The 22,014-nt window shown below is 61.6% G+C and carries 19 protein-coding genes and 2 tRNA genes; 9 read left to right on the top strand and 12 right to left on the bottom strand.

Annotated features, from left to right (window positions below; genetic code table 11):
* The first annotated feature begins 303 nt into the window (after positions 1–303).
* Positions 304–1,149, top strand: a complete 846-nt coding sequence (locus tag C8D92_RS02890) for a hypothetical protein (RefSeq protein ID WP_095610681.1) — start codon at positions 304–306, stop codon at positions 1,147–1,149.
* Positions 1,150–1,202: 53 nt separating this feature from the next.
* On the opposite strand, the gene C8D92_RS02885 is transcribed toward C8D92_RS02890, so the two are convergent.
* Complete coding sequence (locus tag C8D92_RS02885; RefSeq protein WP_133243098.1) at positions 1,203–1,652, bottom strand: hypothetical protein; 450 nt, start codon at positions 1,650–1,652, stop codon at positions 1,203–1,205.
* 131 nt (positions 1,653–1,783) lie between these two features.
* Here C8D92_RS02885 and C8D92_RS02880 point away from each other — a divergent pair, with 131 nt between their 5' ends.
* Complete coding sequence (locus tag C8D92_RS02880) at positions 1,784–2,215, top strand: universal stress protein (RefSeq protein WP_095610679.1); 432 nt, start codon at positions 1,784–1,786, stop codon at positions 2,213–2,215.
* Between the two features lie 205 nt (positions 2,216–2,420).
* Here the strand turns inward: C8D92_RS02880 and C8D92_RS02875 are convergent, their stop codons facing one another.
* From C8D92_RS02875 to C8D92_RS02850, 6 genes are all read right to left on the bottom strand, one after another.
* Entirely contained in the window at positions 2,421–3,119 is a 699-nt protein-coding gene (locus tag C8D92_RS02875; RefSeq protein WP_095610678.1) for a DUF6901 family protein, read from the bottom strand.
* 114 nt (positions 3,120–3,233) lie between these two features.
* Positions 3,234–5,153: an ATP-binding cassette domain-containing protein gene (locus C8D92_RS02870; RefSeq protein ID WP_116918380.1), complete on the bottom strand. Its 1,920-nt coding sequence runs from the start codon at positions 5,151–5,153 to the stop codon at positions 3,234–3,236.
* 17 nt (positions 5,154–5,170) lie between these two features.
* Positions 5,171–5,995: an MOSC domain-containing protein gene (locus C8D92_RS02865; RefSeq protein ID WP_116918379.1), complete on the bottom strand. Its 825-nt coding sequence runs from the start codon at positions 5,993–5,995 to the stop codon at positions 5,171–5,173.
* A gap of 126 nt (positions 5,996–6,121) precedes the next feature.
* Positions 6,122–6,196, bottom strand: a tRNA-Gly gene (locus C8D92_RS02860).
* 104 nt (positions 6,197–6,300) lie between these two features.
* A complete protein-coding gene (locus tag C8D92_RS02855; protein WP_095610675.1) occupies positions 6,301–7,077 on the bottom strand; it encodes a TetR/AcrR family transcriptional regulator in 777 nt (258 codons plus the stop codon).
* A gap of 214 nt (positions 7,078–7,291) precedes the next feature.
* Positions 7,292–7,897 (bottom strand): DUF924 family protein, encoded by a 606-nt coding sequence (locus C8D92_RS02850; protein WP_116918378.1) that lies wholly within the window; start codon positions 7,895–7,897, stop codon positions 7,292–7,294.
* A 99-nt stretch (positions 7,898–7,996) separates the two neighbouring features.
* Between C8D92_RS02850 and C8D92_RS02845 the strand changes: the two genes are divergently transcribed.
* The 7 genes from C8D92_RS02845 (at position 7,997) to pta (ending at position 16,159) form a co-directional block, all read left to right on the top strand.
* Positions 7,997–8,383 (top strand): sirohydrochlorin chelatase, encoded by a 387-nt coding sequence (locus tag C8D92_RS02845; RefSeq protein WP_116918377.1) that lies wholly within the window; start codon positions 7,997–7,999, stop codon positions 8,381–8,383.
* A gap of 9 nt (positions 8,384–8,392) precedes the next feature.
* Positions 8,393–9,295: a TIGR01777 family oxidoreductase gene (locus tag C8D92_RS02840; protein ID WP_095610672.1), complete on the top strand. Its 903-nt coding sequence runs from the start codon at positions 8,393–8,395 to the stop codon at positions 9,293–9,295.
* Complete coding sequence (locus C8D92_RS02835) at positions 9,282–9,851, top strand: hypothetical protein (protein ID WP_133243097.1); 570 nt, start codon at positions 9,282–9,284, stop codon at positions 9,849–9,851. Before C8D92_RS02840 ends, C8D92_RS02835 begins: the two co-directional genes overlap by 14 nt.
* A gap of 125 nt (positions 9,852–9,976) precedes the next feature.
* Positions 9,977–10,052 (top strand) — tRNA-Glu (locus tag C8D92_RS02830).
* A 249-nt stretch (positions 10,053–10,301) separates the two neighbouring features.
* Complete coding sequence (locus C8D92_RS02825; protein WP_116918375.1) at positions 10,302–12,734, top strand: bifunctional diguanylate cyclase/phosphodiesterase; 2,433 nt, start codon at positions 10,302–10,304, stop codon at positions 12,732–12,734.
* 75 nt (positions 12,735–12,809) lie between these two features.
* On the top strand, positions 12,810–14,000 hold the full coding sequence (locus C8D92_RS02820) for an acetate/propionate family kinase (protein ID WP_116918374.1): 1,191 nt from the start codon (positions 12,810–12,812) through the stop codon (positions 13,998–14,000).
* Positions 14,001–14,026: 26 nt separating this feature from the next.
* A complete protein-coding gene (gene pta, locus C8D92_RS02815; RefSeq protein ID WP_116918373.1) occupies positions 14,027–16,159 on the top strand; it encodes a phosphate acetyltransferase in 2,133 nt (710 codons plus the stop codon).
* Positions 16,160–16,235: 76 nt separating this feature from the next.
* Here pta and der read toward each other — a convergent pair whose 3' ends face one another.
* The 5 genes from der to ispG all read right to left on the bottom strand — a co-directional run bounded on the left by der (position 16,236) and on the right by ispG (position 22,008).
* Complete coding sequence (gene der, locus C8D92_RS02810; RefSeq protein ID WP_116918372.1) at positions 16,236–17,663, bottom strand: ribosome biogenesis GTPase Der; 1,428 nt, start codon at positions 17,661–17,663, stop codon at positions 16,236–16,238.
* A 3-nt stretch (positions 17,664–17,666) separates the two neighbouring features.
* On the bottom strand, positions 17,667–18,830 hold the full coding sequence (gene bamB, locus C8D92_RS02805; RefSeq protein ID WP_116918371.1) for an outer membrane protein assembly factor BamB: 1,164 nt from the start codon (positions 18,828–18,830) through the stop codon (positions 17,667–17,669).
* Positions 18,830–19,480 carry a YfgM family protein gene (locus C8D92_RS02800; RefSeq protein ID WP_116918370.1) on the bottom strand — a complete coding sequence of 217 codons (651 nt, stop codon included), beginning with the start codon at positions 19,478–19,480 and terminating at the stop codon, positions 18,830–18,832. Before C8D92_RS02800 ends, bamB begins: the two co-directional genes overlap by 1 nt.
* Before the next feature lie 11 nt (positions 19,481–19,491).
* Positions 19,492–20,763, bottom strand: a complete 1,272-nt coding sequence (gene hisS / locus C8D92_RS02795) for a histidine--tRNA ligase (protein ID WP_409456169.1) — start codon at positions 20,761–20,763, stop codon at positions 19,492–19,494.
* A 123-nt stretch (positions 20,764–20,886) separates the two neighbouring features.
* Entirely contained in the window at positions 20,887–22,008 is a 1,122-nt protein-coding gene (gene ispG / locus C8D92_RS02790) for a flavodoxin-dependent (E)-4-hydroxy-3-methylbut-2-enyl-diphosphate synthase (RefSeq protein ID WP_095610663.1), read from the bottom strand.
* Between the last annotated feature and the right edge of the window lie 6 nt (positions 22,009–22,014).

Here is a 22,014-nt window from a genome sequence, read left to right as displayed (position 1 = left end):
CGATCCAAAATTCATACAGTCGTTTGAATCGGAGTGGGCTACGATGAAAAAAAACGCAGCATTTGTCAATTTGTTTCTGGTCGCACCTCATAACCAACCCACCGGGCGTAACAGACTGTAAAACTGCATCACACCGGCGCGGGAACTGCTTGATTGCCCCTCCGCGTTGATTTAGCCTCATTTCCAGACCTGTGTTACCGCAGGCACCGCAGTGACGGACAATCACTCAGCGAACCGAGGCCCAACCGACTGCAGCGGCGATACGCCTCCGGTTCGATACAACAACAATGGAGATGCCCGCTGATGATCCAGACCGGCTACCGATTTCGCGCGGCGCTTGCCCTCTTTGTCGCGCTGGCACTTGGCTCGCTGTCCCTGACGGCGCAGGCCGCAAACACGCCCCTGCTGTCCAGCCTACACCAATTTCGTATCCATAACTTCGCAGCCCTGAACGCTTTCTACTATTTCAGTGCCAATGGCCACACCGACACGCTCAATCAGGTTGTCGCCGGCATTAATGGCGCCAATGCGGAAATGAATGAAGTCGGCGGTCAATCCGGCGACCTCCTTGACTCGGAGCAGGTCAGCCAGCTTCAGACCGAGTTTGATCGGTACAAGAAGCTGATGCGCGACAACATCAACTACGTCCGTGAGAACAGCTATCCGGATCTCCGGCTGGTCTCTGACATGGCCAACCAGGCTCAGGCGCTGAGCCTGATTTCGGACGAGTTGTACGACCTGGCCAGCACCTCTGACACCCTGAATACTGACGAACGGGTCGAAGCGGCCCGGGCCGCCTCGCTGCTGATGGCGAAGATGATGACCAAATACGCAGCGCGATCCACCTCTTCGGTCTCCCAGACCTTTCAGGGGGCGGACTCTGAGATGTCGCTGGATCAGCAGGCCAAGCAGTTCGACACGCTGATGAAAACGGTGTCGAAGGGCAACCCTCGGGGTGAGCTTCGCACTTTGCTGGGCGACATCTCCTCCAAGTGGGGCTTCATCCGAAGCTCGTACGTCAACTACAACCAGCGCAACGTGTCATTCGTGATCAACCGGTATTCCGGAGGCATTGTCAGCGACCTGAACCGCACCATCAATTTGCTGCAGGGTGGTGACGGCGAATCCGCCGCCGGCGAGAACGCCTGACCTGACGCGTTTTTATCGGGGCGGGCCGACCGGACCGCCCCGGAGCGACGTCGTCAATCGGCTTTCAGGACGGCCTCGATCATTGAAAACGGCCGTTCAAGATCATCCACCGTGCCCTTCTCATCCCAGACAAAACCAATGCCTCGCGGATCGACCAGCCAAGCCGAGCAGACGGTGGGGATTCTGGGCAGCCGTTCTGCCCCTGACACGCCCGCGACTGGCTGTCCTTCGACCAACACATGGACCACCCTGATCGGATGAGACTCGCCCTCAAACCATCCCTCTGGCCAGGCTCGCCAGTACCAATAATAGGGTACCGTCGAGCCGGGTTCGCCAAGCGCCTCCAGAGCCTCTCCCCGCAGTTTCTCAACCAGCCAGCCGCGCCGGTATGCCTGATTCCGGAGTCGCATCCGGCGACGGCCCTCGACCGAGGGGCGTAATCGCATAATCCCGGCCAGAATAAATGCAAGTGCCAATACAATCAGCGTGATCGCAACTGCCAATGGCCCGACCCCCAAATGACCAATAATTCGAAGACAATGGCCTGTGGCATTGTATCCGTCCCGGCCATTCTGGCTATAGTATAGGCTTAGACCTATGACCTACGTAATATGAGTGCAGGAGAGCCCCCATCATGAGTCACTATAACCGTATACTGGCCGCCATTGACCTGACCGAAGAGGCGGATCAGGTGCTGGCACGAGCCCGCGAAATTGCGGACAACCATGACGCGGAGCTGTTGTTGCTCCACGTCGTCGAGCCTGTGGGATATGCCTATGGCGGTGACATTCCGATGGACCTGAGCGATCTGCAGGACCAGCTTGACCAGGCAGCACACGAGCAGCTGGCGGCCTTCGGCCGGGCCCACAATGTCAGTGAGCCCAATCAGGTTGTATCCGTAGGACGACCGGAGAGCGAAATCCACAGGATCTGCAAAGAACGGGATGTGGATCTGGCGATTGTCGGAAGCCACGGACGACACGGTATCCAGTTACTTCTCGGGTCCACAGCGAACGGCGTGCTTCACGGCGCCCAGTGCGATGTTCTGGCCGTGCGAATCCGTTAGGCGTCTGCGCAGTCGATCAACGAATGAACCAGACGGGACACTAGGAGTCTGCGCGGTAGAAATCGTGCCAGGCGAGATCGTCCCACTGCGAGGCCATTTTGACGGTCATTTGAGGCGCATAGTGGTTCTATGTAACGAAAATGAGCGCTCAAAAGGGACCGCAGTGGGGCGGTCGCAGCGGTGCGACTTTGTGCCGCGCAGACTCCTAGAGCCCCGGCGTGTAGGTCCCGGGTTCCATGCTGTTCAGCTTCGCCTCCAGCTTGCGGAGCTGACTTTCCAGAGAGACGCTGACGCTGGAGGCCATGGAGAAGAAGTTCAGTAGCGCCTTGAGGTTGCTGTCGCCTTCACACACGGCGTGAATGCGTTGCCATAGCGCCTGATTCACCAGTTGCAGGCGCTGGTTCCGGCTCACCAGCCCATCCAGCTTCCAGTCTGGCGTCTCGTCATTGCGTTGGGCGAAATACTGCTGCAGAAGGTAGTGGGAGACGCTCCGCATGATGAACTCATCGGAGCTGGCAAACGGCATGTGATGAATCGCCATCGGTTTCAGCTCGGAAAGAATCGGGCAGGCACTGGTCGCCATGACCAGACCCAGCAACGAGCGCAACGACTCCTCCAGCGTGGTGGTTTTCTCGTAGATCCGACGACCGTCATCAACACGAACGGTGACCTTCTGATACGCCCCTTCCCGACGAAAAGCATCAACGACCGGCACCATGTCAGCCGCCGCGGGGCAATGGGGTGACTCCGAGGCCTTCAGCGGGCAGTTGCTGCACTGACAGTGGCCCAGCCGGGTCCAGTCCGGAAGGTTGCTGCCCGCAGCCGACGGCGCCTCCCGGTCAGGTGACACATCGAAGGTCTGGCTATCGCCACTTTCCAGATGGAACTCGTAACGGATGGTCATTCGGATCTCTCTTGTTACTGCTTCGGTCTGATCCTGCGCCGTAAAAAGGCCACGCGCGACTGTCCGTTCCATGGTATCGCAAAGTCACCTTCTTTGCCTGCGGAACGCCGCACGTCAGGCCATATCCTCCAGTTCCATCCAGCGTTCCATCAGGGATTCCAGCGCCTGTTCCTGTTCCGACAGCGCCGTCAGCTCCGCCGACACTTCGTCCTGAGGGCGCTCATAGAACGACGGATCGGACACGGCCTTCTGCCGCGCCTCAATGTCCGCTTCCAACTCGGCGATTCGCTCCGGGAGAGACGCCAGTTCACGCTTCAGTTTGTAGCTGAGCTTTTTACCCTTATTCGCTGATTCCCCGGTTTTTTCCTCTTTCCCTGAAGACGCTGATTGTTCCGGTTTCGGCTCGCTGGACCGGGGTGTCGGCTTGTCAGGGATCTCCGTGGGAAACCGCCCGCCCTGCCGGCGCCAGTCCGAGTATCCGCCCACGTGAGAGGCAACCCGACCACTGCCGTCCAGGAACACCGTATCGGTCACCACGTTGTCGAGGAATTCCCGGTCGTGACTGATCACGATCACTGTGCCCTGAAAGTCCACAAGCTGGGATTCCAGCAGTTCCAGGGTCTCAACATCGAGGTCGTTGGTGGGCTCATCGAGCACCAGTATGTTGACCGGATGACTGAACAGCCGCGCCAGCATCAGACGCGCCCGTTCGCCCCCGGAAAACACCGATACCGGCGCCCTCGCCCGTTCGGGCGTGAACAGAAAGTCCTGCAGATAGCCCAGAACGTGGCGACGCTGGCCATTGATTTCGATGAACTCCCGGCCACCCGACAGGTTATCCACCGCGTTCATGTCCGGATCGAGTTCGCCCCGAAGCTGATCGAAATAAGCGACGGACCGCTTGGTCCCCAGCCGGACCTGGCCGGCCGTCGGCTCAAGGTCGCCGAGAAGCAGACGGACCAGCGTCGTCTTGCCGGTACCGTTTTCGCCGATCACACCCAGTTTGTCGCCTCGCATCACCGTCATGTTCAGATCACGAACCACCGGGGTGCCATCCTCATAGGCAAAGCGGGCGTCGTGGGCATCCACGACCAGCTTGCCGGACCGATCCGCCTCGTCCACCTGGAAGTTGGATTTGCCCACCTGCTCACGCCGCTGGCGACGCTGCTCACGCATTTCCTTGAGGGCTTTGACGCGCCCCTGATTACGGGTCCGGCGCGCCTTGATGCCCTGCCGTATCCAGCTCTCTTCCTGCTTCAGCTTGCGGTCGAACTCCGCGTTCTGCTTTTCCTCTTCCTCCAGCGCCTTTTCCTTGAGCGTCAGGTACCGGTCATAGGTCGCCGCGAAGCTCACCAGTCGGCCCCGATCCAGCTCCACAATGCGGGTGGCAATACGACGCACGAAGGCACGGTCGTGGCTGACGAAAAAGATCGCACCGGCGAACTGACGAAGCGTTTCCTCAAGCCAGGCGATCGCCGGGACATCAAGATGGTTGGTCGGTTCGTCGAGCAACAGGAGATCCGGTTCCGCCACCAGCGCCTGCGCCAGAAGCACGCGTCGCTGCCAACCACCGGAGAGGGTCGCCAGCCGCTGGTCCGGGTCGATCCGGAACTCGGCCAGTATCGTGTTGACTTTCTGGTCCAGCCGCCAGCCATCCAGCGCCTCAAGCCGCTCCTGCACGGCCATCAGACGGTTCAGCGAGGATTCGTCCGCCTTCTGCGAGAGCTGGTGGAACTCGGCCAGAAGCTCGCCGGTTTCCGGGAACGCGTCGGACACACACTCGTAGGCGGTTCTCTGGTCGTCCCGGGGCAGCATCTGGGGCAGGACGGCAACCACCGAGCCGTCCTCAAGGCGTACCTGCCCGTGGTCCGGCGTCACCTCACCGGTCACCATTTTCAGCAGCGTCGACTTGCCCTCGCCGTTACGGCCCAGCAGACAGACCCGTTCACCCCGGTCGATCAGCAGATTGGCGTCGTCCAGCAGGGCATGCATGCCGAAAGAGAGCGACAGATTTTCAAGGGACAGAAGCGGCATTCAATTTCTCTCAGGAATCAGGAAGCAGTGGCACGCTCGGTTACGTGCAGGGTGTCACCGATGGTCAGACGACCGGGGCCGTCATGGACCGCATTCATACCAAACAGGATGCCCGCGTCGGTCCGCCGGAAACGGCCCAGCTCTCGGAGTGGCTGCCGGGCCTCGTTCATGATGCCGGTTTCCGGATCGACCGTGGTCATCACACATCGTGAGCAGTGCTTGACGAGGTGGAAGCAGATGGCCCCCGTCTCAAGGCGACGCCAGTCGTCCTCCTCAAAGGCCCCGCCGCCACGAACAACGATGTTCGGACGGAAGCGCCGCATGGTCAGATCTTCACCCAGGCGGTCGCAAAGTGCGGCCAGGGACGCTTCGTGGGTGATGAGAAACGGGTAGCCATCGGCAAAACCCACCCGGTGGGCGGACGCGCCAGCGTCCCGTTGGACACCTCGACGGGTCTCGGCGGGCATCCAGACCAGCTCAACGGACCGGCCCAGCCATTCGCTGAGGGCCCGGCTCGCATCGCCGTCACCGACACGGCCTTCGACCGTATCATGCCAGACCGTCACCGACTTGCGCTTCGGGCCGGCATGCACAACGAGGCCGTCGGGCTGATCCGGCCACATCAGGCAAACGGCATCGCCGCGTTCACCTGCCAGCGAGGCCCGCACAAGAGCCAGCCGGGGCTCGCTCCGCTGGGTGATGAACTGGCCTGCCTCATCCACCATCATCCAGCGCCGGTCGCCGGCCGGGCCAAAATCATCCAGCGTCAGCGTGTCGACCGGGTTACCGCTCAGTGATTTGACCGGATACCGGTACAATTGAGTGACCGTAAGTGCCTGCATGCACGCCTCCCTTCGTTCCCGGCAGTCAAAGCAACAAGCATACCCGCCGCGACCGGAGGCGTCATCATCGACGAAACCCGCCCCCATAAACGCGAAAACCCGGCGCTGGGCCGGGTTTTCTGAATCTGGAGCGGGAAACGAGATTCGAACTCGCGACCCTCGCCTTGGCAAGGCGATGCTCTACCACTGAGCTATTCCCGCGTTTTGTGTGAGGGGCGCTCCCCGTCAACGGCTGCGCATTTTACCGATTCGCGCGGCTTCGTCAACACTTGATGGGCGTTTTTGCAATAAAACCGCCATCAAGCTCAGGACGACGATGCCCAATGAGGCTCCGCCGTCGTTACCTCCGTACCCGCTGCACCCACGCCCATCATCAATCGGAATACACGCGCCAGCGATTCCCTCAGGAATGTCGGATTGAACTGGTCGCTGAACAACAGACCATCGAATCCCATGCCCGACACCACACTGATCAGCAGCGTTGCGTCGCGTTTGGGGTGCGCGGTCTCCAGCCGCTGCAGGATACGCTCCAGACCACCGGACCAGGCGCTGCGGTAGTAGCGTGCAAGCTGCTCAAGGTCCAGGTTCCGGCTGGCCTCCACCAGGAACACCTGCTCGGTGAGGACGCTGCCCTTGTGATAGCGGAACCGGTGGATGAGGAAATCCGAGACCAGCTCAGCAATGTCATCCGCTACCCGCACCCGACCGGCACGGGTCACGAGATCCCCCCTTTGGCGAGCCCGGTCCACGCATTGGTTGAGTGTGTCGTAGAAGTCGTCGAGCGCCAGCTGGGAGCGTTCCGCAAAATGCATGAACGCATCGCTGATGAGCTCGTTGATATCCCGGAAGTAATAGGTGGTGGAAGCCAGAGGGACACCGGCCTCACGGGCCACCGAGCGGTGCTTGATACCGCGGACCCCTTCACGGGCGGCGATATTGAGCGCCGCATCCAGAATCCGGCGGCGCCGTTCCTCGCTCTTGGCGCGGGCTGCCTTACGTCCATGATAGTGAATCGCATCCCGCAAGCCGACATCCGGCGCACTGCGCCCCCTTCCCTCAGCATCTTCGTCCTGACACGTCATCGTTCTTTCCGTCCTGTTCCCCGTCAAAAAGGATGCCTGACCGGACGGACCGATTGTTATTGGTAGAGGCGTTCGGCCACGGAATCGCGCTGACGGCGACGCCGGTTCAGGAGCAGACTCCATTATGACGAACCGGAACGACAAAAAGAGTGAACCAGATCAAGCGGCACGGACTGTTTGACAACGGTGGACGCCGGACGGAAGCTCACTCCGATTATTGGCCAAAGCGAGCGCCACCGTTTTCCAGATAACGCCGCTCATCGTCAGTGGATGTGCGCCCAAGCAGACGGTTGCGATGGGGAAACCGGCCAAACTGTCGGATGATGTCCGCATGGCTCTTCGCCGAGTCCAGAAAACCCTGAAGCAGCGCCCGCAGATCGCCCTGCGTCTGGGCGACCAGCTGCTCGTAGAGGCCGATCACACGCTCCTGATCGGCCAGGCGCTCACTGTGCTGCAGCGGCATGTAGAAAAACGCACGCATAATCGGCGGCAGGGACACATCACGCCCCTGATCGAGCCCGTCGAGGCACAGGCGGCGGGCCTGTCGGTCGTTGCTGAACGCCAGCGCCGTCCCCCGGTGGATGTTCCGGGTAAACTGGTCCAGCAGGATAATCTCCGCCAGCGCGCCGCCGGGCTCTGAACGCCAGCTGTCCAACCCGTCTTCCGATGCCACCAGCACCATCGTCAGGAACCGCCGCCGGACCTCCCAGTCAAAGGTCTTGCTGGCCCGGAACCAGCGCTTCCGGCACAGCGCCTCCGGCAGGCCATCATCATCAAGCTGGCCAAACCAGAAATCCACCACAAACTGCCAACTGAACATTCACGCCTCTCGGTTGATCGCCGTTGCTCCAGAAGCCGTTATTATACGTATCATGAGCGCATCAGGGTCCATATCATCCACGTCATCAAAGGAGCCACCATGGCCGAACAGAACCGGATTCTCTTACTGGCCCACGGAAGCAGCGATCAGCGTTGGTGCGACACGTTCGAAAAGCTCGCCCGACCGACGCTTTCGGCGATCCCCCAATCGGCGGTCGCCTACATGGAGCTCAGCGAGCCCTCTCTGGAGCAGGAGGTTGCACGGGCCGCCCGTGACGGCGTGACCCACGTCACCGTTCTACCCCTGTTCCTGGCGGCCGGGCGGCACCTGCGGCGGGATGTCCCTGCCATGCTGGCCGACTACCGGAGCCGGTACAACATCGAGATCGAGCTGGCTCCGCCCATCGGTGAGGATGCCGCGCTGGGCGAAGCCATTCGTTCGGTGGTCGAAAAGCAGCTCACTGGCGCCACCACGCTGGACGCGTAAGGAGGTCCCATGACATCCCATCTGCTGGTAACCGGAGGGACGGGCTTCATCGGTCAGCGACTCTGCCCGCGCCTGCTCAAGGCCGGCTATGACCTGACCGTATTCAGCCGACAGGGCGACGCCGATGTCCGGTCACGTTGCGGTCGGGTCCGCCCCCTTCACCAACTGAAGGACGTCGTCGATCTGCCCGATATCGAGGGTGTGATCAATCTGGCCGGTGAAGGCATTGCCGACGGACGCTGGACACCAAAGCGTAAGCAGGCTCTGAGGGACAGCCGCATTGCCTTCACCCACGAATTGATGGATTACCTGTCCCGGCGTGATCAGAAACCACCGGTGGTGGTGTCCGGATCGGCGGTTGGGTTTTACGGTAATCAAGGGGGCCAGCCCGTCACCGAAGAGACGGCCCCCAAAGACGAATTCACCCACGAACTCTGCCGTGACTGGGAAGCAGCCGCAGAGCGGGCGGTGGATTGGGGCGCCCGCGTCTGCCTCTCCCGGACGGGCGTGGTCGCTGGCCCTCAGGGAGGTTTTCTCAAGCGCATGTTGCTGCCCTTCCGTCTCGGGCTCGGCGGCCGGCTGGGCAACGGCCAGCAGTATCTCCCCTGGGTCCATCGGGACGACGTGGTCTCTGCCCTCATCTGGATGCTGGAAACACCGGACGCCTCGGGCCCATATAATGTGGTGAGTCCGCAACCCGCTACCAACCAGCACTTCACCCGCACACTGGGCACCGTTCTCCACCGCCCCACCGTATTTCCGGTCCCGGCGGCCGTGCTCCGGATGGGTCTTGGCGAAATGAGCACGCTGCTTCTCGAGGGCCAACGGGCGCACCCAGAGCGACTGGAAGCCGCCGGCTTCCGGTTCGAATTCCCGCAGTTGGAAAAGGCGCTTCAGGATGCGGTTCGCTAATACGGTGTTGCAACGATGGTGTCTGCTGATGGCCGCAGGCCTGACCGGCGTTGCCAGTGCATCGCCTCAGACACCCGGTCAGAGCTTTGAAACCTGTAGTCTGATCACGGCGGAGTACGTCACAACACTGCAGTTGATTGACAAGGGCATGAATGCCGATCAGCTGATTGCGACCCTGCCAGGCTTGAGCGACCCTGGTGAAAAACGCGTCCGTACGCTGTTCCAGGCGGTGAAGGATGACGGGTTGATTGCGACCTACTCCGCGGTCAACAGCCAGTACGCGCGCTGCAGTCGACGCGTCTATCGAAAACGCGGTGCGCCGAAACCCTCCAGCCGGGAGGGGCATTTCTATTTCTGCGCCGGGGAGAACAAATTGCGCTATCAGGTGCTCGTCGCGGCCACACTGGACGCCAACCGGCAGAACGTACTCAGGCAATTGCCCGACTCAAGGCATCGCATCGCGGGGGCGATTTTCGACCTGCAACAGTCTGAAGGAACGCTGGCCGCATTCGATGCCATCGGCGATGAGCTCAAATATTGCATTAACGGAACCTGACCGAATCACGGACGTTCTGAAATCCGGTTAAAAAAAGATTTGACAGCAAAAGGCGCCGTTCTTAATATACGCGCCACCTCGACGAGGCAGCCATCCAGAGGCACACCCAGTGCCTGGATCAATGCGTCCCCTTCGTCTAGTGGCCTAGGACTCCGCCCTTTCACGGCGGCAACAGGGGTTCGAACCCCCTAGGGGACGCCACTTTTTTTCTTTCTTTCCCAATCGTTCCCGAATCTGTGACGACACCGACGTGTGCGGTGCTCCGCAGGAGCAATGCAATCACGCCATGGAGACTCCCCGGCATGGGTTCCGGCCTTCCACAGGCACAGCGGATCATTTCCTAAGCAATTGTCCTTAAAGGCGATCAATTGCCTCTCCGGACAGCAGCCCGTCCCAACTGCTGCTATAGTTGCCGCAATAACGAACTCATGAGACCGAAGTACCCACCCGATGGAAAAATGGTTTCGCCGACTGCGCCAGTTCCGGGATCGTTCACCACTGTCGTTTCGAATACTGGCTTACATACTGCTGTTCAGCTCCCTGTTCACGCTCGTGACCTCGGCAACACAGATCTACACGGACTTCCGTAACGACGTGTCGCTGGTGGATGAGCGCATGAGCGTGATCGAAACCAGCTATTCCAGCAGTCTCGCCCGCAGCCTCTGGGCGCTCGACCAGAAACTACTGGAAGTCCAGATGGAGGGCATTCTCAGCCTGCCCGATATCGTGCATCTTGACCTGACCATCTACCCCGATTCGCGGGTCCGCATGGGCGACCTGTCAACGGCGAATGCCACCCGGAGCAGCACGATTGAGCTCGTTCACCAGACAGAAAGCGAGTCCTACGAACTCGGTGAACTGACCATTACGGCCAGCATGGATGCCATTTACCAGGATCTCCAACAAAAGATCGTCGTCATACTGGCAACCCAGTTCCTGAAGACGTTTTTCGTCTCCATCCTGATCATCTGGATTTTCCAGCACTTCGTGACCCGCCATCTCCAGACGATGGCAGAATTCGCACGGCGGTTTTCCATACATAACCGGAACGAACCGCTACGGCTCGATCGCGCGGATACCGCATCCAACCGCCGCGACGAGCTGTCACAGGTGGTCGATGCGTTCAACCATATGCGGGAGCGACTGGAAGAGGACGTCCAGAAACAGGAACTCGATGCCGCCAAGATCCGGAAGCTCTCCAAAGCCGTCGAGCAAAGCCCCTCATCCGTCCTTATCTGCGACCGGAACTGGCGGATCGAGTTCTGTAACCAGAAGTTCTGCCAGATCTCCGGCCACGAGCCCGACGCCATTCACGGCAAGCACCCCGAGCTGATTACCGCTGATTCCATGAGCCCCCGGGACAACAACCAGCTCTGGGAAAACATCCGCCTTCAGGTTCGCCGGGTCGGCGTCTGGCAGGGCGAAATCCAGAGTACCCGGACCAACGGTGAGCGTTTCTGGCAGCAGGTGGTGGTCACGCCAATATACGAGGACGACGGCCCGGCCACTCACTACCTGATCCTTGGCGAGGACATCAGCATCCGCAAACGGTACGAGCAACAACTTCTGCGACAGGCCAACTACGACATCCTTACCGGCCTGCCCAACCGGATGCTGGCACTCGACCGCCTCAAGCTTGCCCTCGCCCAGGCCCAGCGCGAGGGCACATTGGTGGCCGTGCTGTTCCTGGACCTGGATAACTTCAAGCACATCAATGACACGATGGGGCACGAAGCAGGCGATAACCTCCTGATCGAGGCCGCGCGCCGGATTTCAAGCTGTCTGCGCGGAACCAGCACCGTCGCCCGGCTCGGGGGCGACGAATTTCTCGTCATCCTGCCTGGCATCAAGGATGCCTCGGCCACTGAACAGGTCGGCGAGCGCATTCTGAACACCTTTTCCTCGCCGATCCAGATCAGTGGACAGGAGATTTTTGTCAGCACCAGTATCGGTATCGCACTTTACCCGGACGATTCCGACGCCAGCGGTAACCTGCTCCAGTACGCCGATGCCGCGATGTACCAGGCAAAGAGCCAGGGCAAGAGCGCCTACCAGCGTTTCCGGCCGGAGATGAAGGCCATCTCCTACGAGCGTTTACAGATGGAGTCGAACCTGCGCCGGGCACTGGAGCTGGATGAGCTGGAGCTGCACTACCAGCCGGTGGTCCGGACCAGCGACGGTCTCATGGCTGGGGCGGAAGCGCTGCTTCGTTGGCGCAACGCCGAGCTGGGCATGGTCGGCCCCGATCGGTTCATCCCGCTCGCCGAGGAAACCGGGCTGATCATCCCAATCGGGGCCTGGGTGATCCGTCAGGCCTGCCTCGAAGCCCGAAGATGGCAGCAACTCACCGGTCAGCCATTTTTTATCGCTGTGAACGTTTCACCGCGTCAGTTCCGGGATCCCGGATTCGTGGATCTGGTGAACGAAGCGCTGCAGGAGGCCGGGCTGCCGGCCGGGCAGCTGGAACTGGAAATCACCGAGCGACTCATTCTGGACGACAGCATCGAGGCCTCAGACACTCTGAGGCGTCTCGACGAACTTGGCGTCCGTCTGTCTGTGGATGACTTCGGTACGGGCTATTCCGCACTGAGTTACCTCAAGAGCTATCCCTTCGACACCCTCAAGATCGACAAGACGTTCATCGGCGATGTCATGATTGAGGAAGACGATGCCGCGCTGGTGCGCGCGATCATCACTATGGCGCACAGCCTTGGCCTGGAAGTCATCGCCGAGGGTGTGGAGGACGAATCCCAGACCCATTTCCTGCAGGATCACGGCTGCGACTTCTCGCAGGGCTATTTCTACTGCCGCCCCATTGTGGCGGACGAGTTCGTCGAGTGGATCCAGACCAATACGCGGGCGGCGGGCCAATCAGCGACCTGATTCCGCATGGACGGTGCACCCGGGTCTTGAGTAGACTCCGGCGTTTGCCCTGAGAACCTCTGAAGAGACGTCGCCATGCAGGATCACGTATTGGTCGTTAATTGCGGCAGTTCCTCCATCAAGCTGGCCCTCTACGGGCCGGAGGACCGCCCGATCGCCTCCGCCCTGGCGGAGAACCTCGGCACCGCCGAGGCACGCGCCACCATCCGGACGAATGAAAAAACGGCCATTGCCCTGCCCGACCACTCGGATCACGAGCAGGGCCTGGCCGCCATCATCGACTGGCTGGAGGCAAACCGGATGCTCCAGAGCGCGCCGGGTGCCGTCGGGCATCGCGTCGTTCACGGTGGGGAACGGTTCAGCGAATCCGTGGTCATTGACGAAGCCGTGACCGACGCCATCGAGGAATGCGCCGATCTCGCGCCCCTCCACAACCCGGTCAACCTGACCGGTATTCGTGCGATGCAGTCGCTCTACCCCAACGTGACGCAGGTGGCGGTATTTGACACCGCCTTTCACCAGACGCTACCACCCCATGCCTATCTCTATGCCCTGCCCCGGCATTGGTACGAGGACTGGGGCGTCCGGCGTTACGGATTTCACGGCACCAGCCACGCCTGCATGCTGCAGACGCTCTCCAGCCGACTGAAGCAGCCATCCCGGTCCACATCACTGATCTCGGCGCACCTGGGCAACGGCTGCAGCATCACCGCGATCGAACAAGGCCAGTCTGTCGATACCAGCATGGGGCTGACGCCTCTGGAAGGCCTGATCATGGGGACCCGCAGTGGCGACGTCGATCCCGGCCTCTTCGATTTCCTGCAGCGCAAAGGGCTGGACCCGACGACCATCAACCAGACCCTGAACCGCGAAAGCGGCCTTCGCGGCCTGTCCGGCAACACCAACGACATGCGCGCCCTGGAACAGGCCAGCCTTGATGGGGATGAACACGCCACCGTCGCCATCGAGGCGTTCTGCTTCCGACTCGCGCGATACATCGGCGCCATGATGGCGTCCCTGACCCATTGCGACGGTCTGGTCTTCACCGGGGGTATCGGTGAGAACAGCGTGCGTGTCCGTGAGAAGACCGTTGCCCGGCTTGCCATGCTCGGGTTTACGCTCGACCCGGAACGCAACCGCTCTCACGGTGACGGCCAGCAGGGTGCGATTCACGCCGACGGCTCCCATCCGGTCTACGTCATCCCCACCGATGAAGAAGGCATGATTGCCGCCGACGCAAGAACACTTGGCGCCCAGAACGTCTGACAACCGGAATACGGAGATCTCCCCCAATGGCAAAGAACCTTTTCATTGCCCCCACAGCACTGGAGTCCGGCCTGACCTCGGTCTGCCTTGGCCTGTTCCGGGCGCTGGACAGCGTCGGCGTCCGTGTCAGCTTCTTCAAACCCGTGGCTCAGAGTGACGGCGGCGATGCCGACGAGGACCGCTCCATCAACTTCCTGCGGTCGCTGTCTACCGTGCGCCCACCCGAGCCCATCACGCTGCAGCGGGCCCAGAGCCTGCTCAACAAGGGCAATCAGGACCAGCTGATGGAGGAGATCATCGGCCGCTATCAGCAGGCCGCTGAGGACGCTGACGTGGTCGTGGTCGAAGGGCTGATTCCCGACCGGAGCGAGGCCTACACCGCTCGCCTGAACGTTGAGATGGCACGCAACCTGAGCGCGGAAGTCATCCTCGTCAGCGCACCGGAGGGGCGTGATCCGAAGGAATTGAGTGATTGGCTGGACTTCTCCGCCCGCCTGTTCGCGGACCCGCAGGATCCGGAGGTGCTCGGCGTGATCCTGAACAAGGTCGGCCAGCCAGAGAAGAACGGCCTCACCCCGGATCATGACCCGGACGCCCGCTCTGCCCACCCGGACTATCCAACCGAATGCAGTATCTTCAGCGACCAGAAACTGCGGCTGTTGGGCTGCGTCCCGTGGCAACCGGAACTACTGGCCCCCCGGACGCTGGACGTTGCCCGGGACATTGACGCCGACATACTCCACGAAGGGGACCTGAACCAGCGCCGGATACAACGGGTGACCGTCTGTGCCAACACGATTCCCAACATGGTGGAAACCCTGCGACCCGGCACCCTGGTGGTGACGCCCGGCGACCGGGAAGACATTATCGTGACCACCGCGCTGGCCGCGCTGAACGGCGTTCCCCTGTCGGGCCTGCTGCTGACCGGCGGCCTTACGCCGGATGAGCGCACCCTGGAAGTGGCCAGGGGGGCCTTCCAGACCGGCCTGCCCGTGATGCGCATCGACACCAACACTTATGAGACCGCGCGCCGGCTCGCGACGCTGTCCCGGGAGGTCCCGGTGGACGATGCCGAACGGATTGAACGGGTGATGGACTCGGTCGCCGAAGCGATCGATACGCACTGGCTCCGCGATCATCTCAGCATCGAGCGTGAGCGTCGTCTATCTCCGCCCGCCTTCCGTTACAACCTGTCCGAACGGGCACGGGCGGCGAACAAACGCATTGTTTTACCCGAAGGCGACGAACCGCGCACGGTGCAGGCCGCCATCCGAAGCCAGGAGCGTGGGCTGGCGCGCTGTGTGCTGATCGGTCAACGGGAGACCATCGATCAGGTGGCCCGGGCACAGGGGCTGACGCTGCCGGCCGAGCTGGAGATCATGGACCCGGACGAGATCCGCGGACGCTACATTGAGCCGATGGTCGAACGGCGCAAGCACAAGGGTCTGGCGCCCGACATGGCCGAAGCGCAACTGGAGGACAACGTCGTCCTGGCCACCATGATGGTTGCCCTGGACGAAGCGGATGGGCTGGTGTCCGGCGCCGTACACACCACGGCCAACACCGTCCGCCCGGCCCTGCAGTTGATCAAGACGCACGAGGCAGCCAAAGTTGTGTCATCCGTCTTTTTTATGTGCCTCCCGGAACAGGTTCTGGTTTATGGTGACTGCGCCATCAATCCGGACCCGAACGACGAACAACTGGCCGACATTGCCATTCAGAGTGCCGATTCGGCGGAACGGTTCGGCATCACCCCACGCATCGCCATGATCAGTTACAGCACCGGGGCGTCCGGTAGTGGTGACGATGTCGACAAGGTGCGACGGGCGACCGCCATCGCGCAGGAACGACGCCCGGACCTGCTGATCGACGGTCCGTTGCAATACGACGCCGCCGCCATCGAAAGCGTGGGCAAAAGCAAGGCACCGGACAGTCCTGTCGCCGGTCGGGCCACCGTGTTCATTTTCCCGGACCTCAATACCGGCAACACCACCTACAAAGCAGTGCAACGCAGCGCCAATGTCATCAGCATCGGCCCCATGCTCCAAGGCCTGAGAAAGCCTGTGAATGACCTTTCGCGTGGTGCGCTGGTGGATGACATTGTCGGCACCATTGCCCTGACGGCGGTGCAGGCGGTGCGCCAGGAAGACGCGGGCTGACAGACGGGCAATGCAGGACGCTGTCTCAGGGATGTGACAGCGTCCCGGCGACGATGGGCAACGGGCGGGCCGGGGGTCAGCCCCGGCGCTTCTTCTGCTTCTTCTTTTTCTCGTTCTTCTTCACATGCCGCATCATGCGGGACTTTCGGGCCTTCTGACGGGCATTGAGCTCGTTCGGCTTACCGGCATAGGGGTTCTCACCGGACCGGAACTCGAACCGGATCGGTGTGCCCCAGATGTCCAGAACCTTGCGGAACGTGTTCTCCAGAAAGCGCCGGTAAGCGTCCGGGAGTGACTCGACCTGATTGCCATGGACAACAATCCGGGGCGGATTGGACCCGCCCTGATGAGCGTAGCGCAGCTTGACCCGGCGACCGCGCACCACCGGGGGCTGATGTTGCTGCACTGCACCCTGAAGGATCTCCGTCAGGCGCCGTGTGGGCCACTTTGTCATGGCGGAGTCATACGCCTCGTGGATGGAGTCGTACAGCAGACCGACCCCTGAGCCGTGGAGCGCGGAGATATAATGCTTGTCGGCAAAGCCCACAAACGGCAGACGCCGGTCCACTTCCCGTTTGACGCTCTCGCGGTCTTCGACGCTCATGCCATCCCACTTGTTGAACGCCAGCACCAGCGACCGACCGGCCTCCAGCACGAAGCCGATCAGGTGCAGATCCTGATCGACAAGACCATCCCGCGCATCCACCACCACGACCACCACATGGGCGTCTTCAACCGCTTGCAGGGTTTTGATGATGGAGAACTTCTCAACGGCCTCGTTGACGTTCTTGCGACGTCGGACCCCGGCGGTGTCGATCAGTGTGTATTCTTCACCGTGGCGTTCATAGGGAATGTAGATACTGTCGCGGGTCGTGCCCGGCAGGTCGTAAACCACCACCCGCTCTTCGCCCAGCAGACGGTTCGTGAGTGTGGATTTGCCCACGTTGGGACGACCCACCACTCCAATCCGGATACCGGGCCATTTGTCGGCCTCATCTTCCTCCGGCTCTTCCAGCATGTCCGGGAAGAGCGATTCGAGCATGCTGCGAACACCGCGATTGTGGGAGGCCGCAATCAGGAACACGGACTCGTAACCCAGCTCATAGAACTCGGCCGCCGCCATTTCCGGGTCCTGACCATCGGTCTTATTCACCACCAGGTGGGCGGGTTTTCCATGCCGGCGTAACTGCTCGGCAATCAGGTGGTCACCGGCGGTCAGCCCCGCACGGCCATCGACCAGAAACAGAACCTGATCCGCCTCGTCCACGGCCTGCAGTGACTGACGGGCCATCTCGGCGTCGAGGCCGGCATCATCACCGCTCAGACCCCCGGTGTCGATGACGATGAAGCGGTGGCCCTCATACCGGCCCTCACCGTACTTTCGATCCCGGGTCAGGCCGGAAAAGTCCGCCACCAGGGCATCCCGTGTGCGGGTCATCTGGTTGAATAGCGTGGACTTGCCGACGTTCGGGCGGCCCACCAGCGCAATCACGGGACGGGGCATGGATCAATCCTGCTTCTGAATACGGTAGGCGACCAGCTCGCCACTGTTGCTGTAGACGATGGCCATATCCTCATAGCGGAGCATGGGGACACGCAGGCCCTCGTCGTCCACTTCACGCTGTCCCAGCAGAGATCCATCGAGCTGGGACAGGATGTGGATATACCCTTCGAAATCGCCGGTCAGCAACACGCCATCCACCGCCAGCAGGCCGGTAACCCGCCGCCACTCCAGCTGTGACTGAGCCCAGAGTTCCTGGCGACTGTTCAGACTGAACGCCCGGATGACGCCATCGTAGCCAGAGACAAAGACGTTGCCATACGCCAGCTCCGGCGATTCCAGACTGCTCGATTCCCGGCTCCAGAGCTCCTGGCCGCTGGTGAGGTCCAGCGCCGCCACCTTGCCCTGATAGCCGGTGACGTAGACGACACCATCCCGGACCAGCGGCGTCCCGTCGACATCAACAAGGCGTTCCAGCTCCGTACGGCCCACAGGCTCACCGACCCGGTACTGCCAGGCCGGCTCGCCGGTGGCGCTGTCGAGCGCGACCACTTGCCCGTTGGCAAACGCCACCAATGTCAGGTCGGCTCCCACCCGGGGCGTGGCATTACCGCGGAAACTCAGGACCGGAATCTGGCCATCGTACTGCCACCGCCGCTCACCACTGGCGGCATCGAAACCAAGGACTTTGCCATCAATGGTATGGGCCACGACGACGTCGCCGTTCGACTGGGGCGGCGCAACCACTTCACTGGGCAAGGACGCGGACCAGTCAGAGGCGCCATCCGTCCGTGACAGGGCGAGCAGTTTGCCATCCCGGGAGCCGAGGAAGAGACGGGACTGGTCGGCGCCAACGCCGGCCAGAATGCGCTCCGGCAGCTCCCGCTCCCACTGCAGCTCACCGTTGTCCGGGTTAACGGCCTGGAGCTCACCATCGGCCGATACGGCGTAGAGGGTGCCCTCGACCAGCGCCGGCTGGAGGAACAGCAGTTGCTCGTCGTGACCGTCGCCAACCGACCGGTCCCATGCCGTCTCAAGCCAGACAGAAGCGGAGATTTCCGGAAGCGGCGCCGGTTCTTCAAAACTGTCGGTCGAGCCACAGGCCGTCAGCAACGCTGCGACGGACAGTGCGGCAAGGCTGAGGGCGGCGCGCTTCAGCGCTGCGGGCATCAGGCATCCTCCGGGATGGCCATATCGGCCATTTTCAGTTGCAGCATCGGGCTTGCGGTTGGGCCGGAAGCCGCCTCACTGGCGCGCTTGTACGCCTCACGTGCCTCCTCAGCGTTGCCCTGGGCGCGAAGGATATCGCCCTCAAGTTCCGCGTAGAGTGCCGTGAATGCACCGGTCTCCCCTGCCTCATTAAGCGTGGCGAGCGCCGCATCCGGCTGCTCGGCTGCGAACTGGGCCTGGGCCAGTCGCTGACGCACCAGCAGCTTCAGCGGACCACTCTCGGCCCGGGACAGTGCCCATTTGAGCGAGTCCGCTGCGGCCTCAGGCTTACCCTGCTCGGTCACCTGATGACCGGCCAGGATCAACGTGCCATAGACCGCATAGGGCGTGTCCGCAAAGTCGTTGCGCAGCGCCTCAGCCACATAGCGAATGGTCTCCGCGTCCTTGTCGGTCGGTTGCTGTTTGGTCGCCGCCGTCAGCAACTGCTGGTACTGGGAGCCGGCCGCACTCATCTGCTCCGCCTGATGCTGCTGCCAGGCCTGCCAGCCAAAGACCAGGGCCAGTGCCAGACCAACGCCCAACAGCAGGGAGGTCCCGTTCCGCTTCCACCAGTTTTTGATGGTGGCTATCTGTTCTTCTTCGCTTTGCATGCCATCCTCTCTCAGGCCGTTGATTCACTGACCGGCGACAGCAGGCCGGCCAAGGTCTCTGTCAGTTCAGACCGGGATACGGTGCGTTGTTCCTCGCCGGAGCGCAAGGGTTTCAGCGTCACCGTATCGCCGGACAGCTCATCCTCGCCGAGGATCAGCGCTACGGCAGCGCCGCTCCGGTCCGCCTTCTTCATCCGGCTCTTGAAACCACCGCCCCCACAATGGGTCAGAATCATCCGGTCCGGCATGGCGTCACGGAGATGTTCGCTAAGCCGCGCCGCCTCCGCTTCGCCTGCTTCTCCCATTCCGAGGACGTACAGATCCGCCCGGTCATTCACCGAGTCCGGTATCAAATCCAGCGATTCCAGCATCAGAACCAGTCGTTCCATCCCCATGGCGAAGCCGACGGCCGGCGTTGGCTTGCCACCGAGCTGGGACACGAGGCCATCGTAGCGGCCACCAGCGCACACGGTTCCCTGCGCGCCCAGGCTGTCGGTCACCCACTCGAAGACGGTCTTGCCGTAATAATCCAGACCGCGCACCAGTCCGGGATTGACAGCGTACTCCAGCCCGGCAGCGTCCAGGCGACGGCAGAGGCCGTCGAAATGATCACGCGATTCGTCGTCCAGATAGTCCGCCAGAACCGGGGCGTCCTTCAGCAGCGCCTGGGTGTGCTGGGCCTTGGAGTCGAGGATACGCAGTGGATTGGTTTCCAGCCGACGCTGGCTATCGTCGTCCAGCTCGTCCCGATAGTCGGACAGGTAGGCCACCAGCGCCTCGCGATAGGCCCTGCGAGCTTCGGGCGTACCGATGGAGTTGATCTCCAAACGAACGTGAGGTGTCAGGCCCAGCGCCTTCCAGAGCCGGGCCGTCATCAGCAGCACTTCGGCATCAATGTCCGGACCACTGAGACCGAAGCATTCCACGCCGATCTGGTGAAACTGGCGATAGCGTCCTTTCTGAGGGCGTTCGTGGCGGAACATCGGGCCGGTATACCAGAGCTTGCGAACCTGGTTGTACAGCAGGCCGTGCTGCTCCGCCGCCCGGACGCAGCCGGCGGTCCCTTCGGGACGAAGCGTCAGGCTGTCGCCGTTGCGGTCCTCAAAGGTGTACATCTCCTTTTCGACGATGTCCGTCACTTCACCGATGGAGCGCTTGAACAGGTCGGTCTGTTCCACGACCGGCATGCGGATTTCGTGGTAGCCATAACCGTGGAGAATACGAGCCGTGGTGCGTTCCAGATACTGCCAGGTCGGGGACTGGTCCGGCAGGATGTCGTTCATTCCCCGAATCGCGTTGATTTTTCCCAAAATCGGTTTCCAGTTCTGTCTGTGTTAGTCGGTCACAACGAAAGATGGCCGGTCGATGCCGGCCATCGCAGAGGCCTGTCAGCCCTTTGGTCTCAGTCAGTCGCTGCTTGTCCGGGCAATGATGGACTGCTCGGCTTTTTCCTTTTTCTCCGCTTCCTCGCGGATCATCTCTTCGAGGTTGTCCACGAGACGGTCATTGTCCAGCTTTCGGTCCTTGTCGCCACCGACATACATCAGGTGTTTCGGGGAACCGCCGGTCAGTCCCAGGTCGGCCTCCTTCGCCTCCCCCGGGCCGTTCACCAGACAGCCGATCACCGCCACATCCAGGGATGTGTTGACGTCGTCCAGACGGGATTCCAGCTCGTTCATCGTGCCGATGACGTCGAAATTCTGCCGGGAACAGCTTGGACAGGCAATGAAATTGATGCCCCGGCTGCGCAGGCGCAGGCTCTTGAGCATATCAAACCCGACCTTGACTTCCTGCACCGGGTCCGCCGCCAGCGACACCCGCAGCGTGTCGCCGATGCCTTCCATCAACAGAATGCCCAGGCCAATGGACGACTTGACCGTTCCGGACCGGAAGCCACCGGCCTCGGTGATGCCCAGATGCAACGGCTGCTCGATCTGGCTGGCGATCTGCCGGTAGGCGTCCACCGCCATGAACACCTCGGAGGCCTTCATGCTGACCTTGAAATCCGGGAAGTTGTGCCGGTCCAGCAGGTCGATGTGGCGCATGGCCGACTCCACCAGCGCGGCCGGGGTCGGCTCCCCATACTTGCGCTGCAGGCTCTTTTCGAGCGAACCGGCATTGACGCCCACACGGATCGGAATGCCGTTGTGTTTCGCCGCGTCGATCACCGCCTTGACCCGGTCGTCGCGCCCAATGTTACCGGGGTTGATGCGAAGACAGTCGACGCCGTAGTCAGCGACCTTGAGCGCAATCTTGTGATCGTAGTGGATGTCCGCCACCAGCGGCACGGTCACGCGTTTGCGAATCTCACGGAACGCTTCGGCCGCCTCCATACTCGGCACGGACACCCGGACGATGTCCGCCCCCGCCTGCTGAACGGCCTCAATCTGGCCCACCGTCGCGTCGACGTCGCAGGTTTCCGTGTTGGTCATGGTCTGGACAGAAATGGGCGCGTCACCACCAACCGGGACATTGCCCACGTGGATCTGCCGTGACTGGCGACGTTTGATCGGTGATTCGTGCTTCATAGTTTC

This window comes from Tamilnaduibacter salinus (assembly GCF_003096655.1).
GTDB lineage: Bacteria > Pseudomonadota > Gammaproteobacteria > Pseudomonadales > Oleiphilaceae > Tamilnaduibacter > Tamilnaduibacter salinus.
Note: the sequence above shows the minus strand (reverse complement) of the source record. Positions and strands in the feature narration are given on the sequence as shown.

Coding starts and splice junctions, on each gene's coding strand:
- C8D92_RS02890 (WP_095610681.1), top strand. CDS start 304: ATGATCCAGACCGGCTACCGATTTCGCGCGGCGCTTGCCCTCTTTGTC.
- C8D92_RS02880 (WP_095610679.1), top strand. CDS start 1,784: ATGAGTCACTATAACCGTATACTGGCCGCCATTGACCTGACCGAAGAG.
- C8D92_RS02875 (WP_095610678.1), bottom strand. CDS start 3,119: ATGACCATCCGTTACGAGTTCCATCTGGAAAGTGGCGATAGCCAGACC.
- C8D92_RS02870 (WP_116918380.1), bottom strand. CDS start 5,153: ATGCCGCTTCTGTCCCTTGAAAATCTGTCGCTCTCTTTCGGCATGCAT.
- C8D92_RS02865 (WP_116918379.1), bottom strand. CDS start 5,995: ATGCAGGCACTTACGGTCACTCAATTGTACCGGTATCCGGTCAAATCA.
- C8D92_RS02855 (WP_095610675.1), bottom strand. CDS start 7,077: ATGACGTGTCAGGACGAAGATGCTGAGGGAAGGGGGCGCAGTGCGCCG.
- C8D92_RS02850 (WP_116918378.1), bottom strand. CDS start 7,897: ATGTTCAGTTGGCAGTTTGTGGTGGATTTCTGGTTTGGCCAGCTTGAT.
- C8D92_RS02845 (WP_116918377.1), top strand. CDS start 7,997: ATGGCCGAACAGAACCGGATTCTCTTACTGGCCCACGGAAGCAGCGAT.
- C8D92_RS02840 (WP_095610672.1), top strand. CDS start 8,393: ATGACATCCCATCTGCTGGTAACCGGAGGGACGGGCTTCATCGGTCAG.
- C8D92_RS02835 (WP_133243097.1), top strand. CDS start 9,282: ATGCGGTTCGCTAATACGGTGTTGCAACGATGGTGTCTGCTGATGGCC.
- C8D92_RS02825 (WP_116918375.1), top strand. CDS start 10,302: ATGGAAAAATGGTTTCGCCGACTGCGCCAGTTCCGGGATCGTTCACCA.
- C8D92_RS02820 (WP_116918374.1), top strand. CDS start 12,810: ATGCAGGATCACGTATTGGTCGTTAATTGCGGCAGTTCCTCCATCAAG.
- pta (WP_116918373.1), top strand. CDS start 14,027: ATGGCAAAGAACCTTTTCATTGCCCCCACAGCACTGGAGTCCGGCCTG.
- der (WP_116918372.1), bottom strand. CDS start 17,663: ATGCCCCGTCCCGTGATTGCGCTGGTGGGCCGCCCGAACGTCGGCAAG.
- bamB (WP_116918371.1), bottom strand. CDS start 18,830: ATGCCCGCAGCGCTGAAGCGCGCCGCCCTCAGCCTTGCCGCACTGTCC.
- C8D92_RS02800 (WP_116918370.1), bottom strand. CDS start 19,480: ATGCAAAGCGAAGAAGAACAGATAGCCACCATCAAAAACTGGTGGAAG.
- hisS (WP_409456169.1), bottom strand. CDS start 20,763: ATGAACGACATCCTGCCGGACCAGTCCCCGACCTGGCAGTATCTGGAA.
- ispG (WP_095610663.1), bottom strand. CDS start 22,008: ATGAAGCACGAATCACCGATCAAACGTCGCCAGTCACGGCAGATCCAC.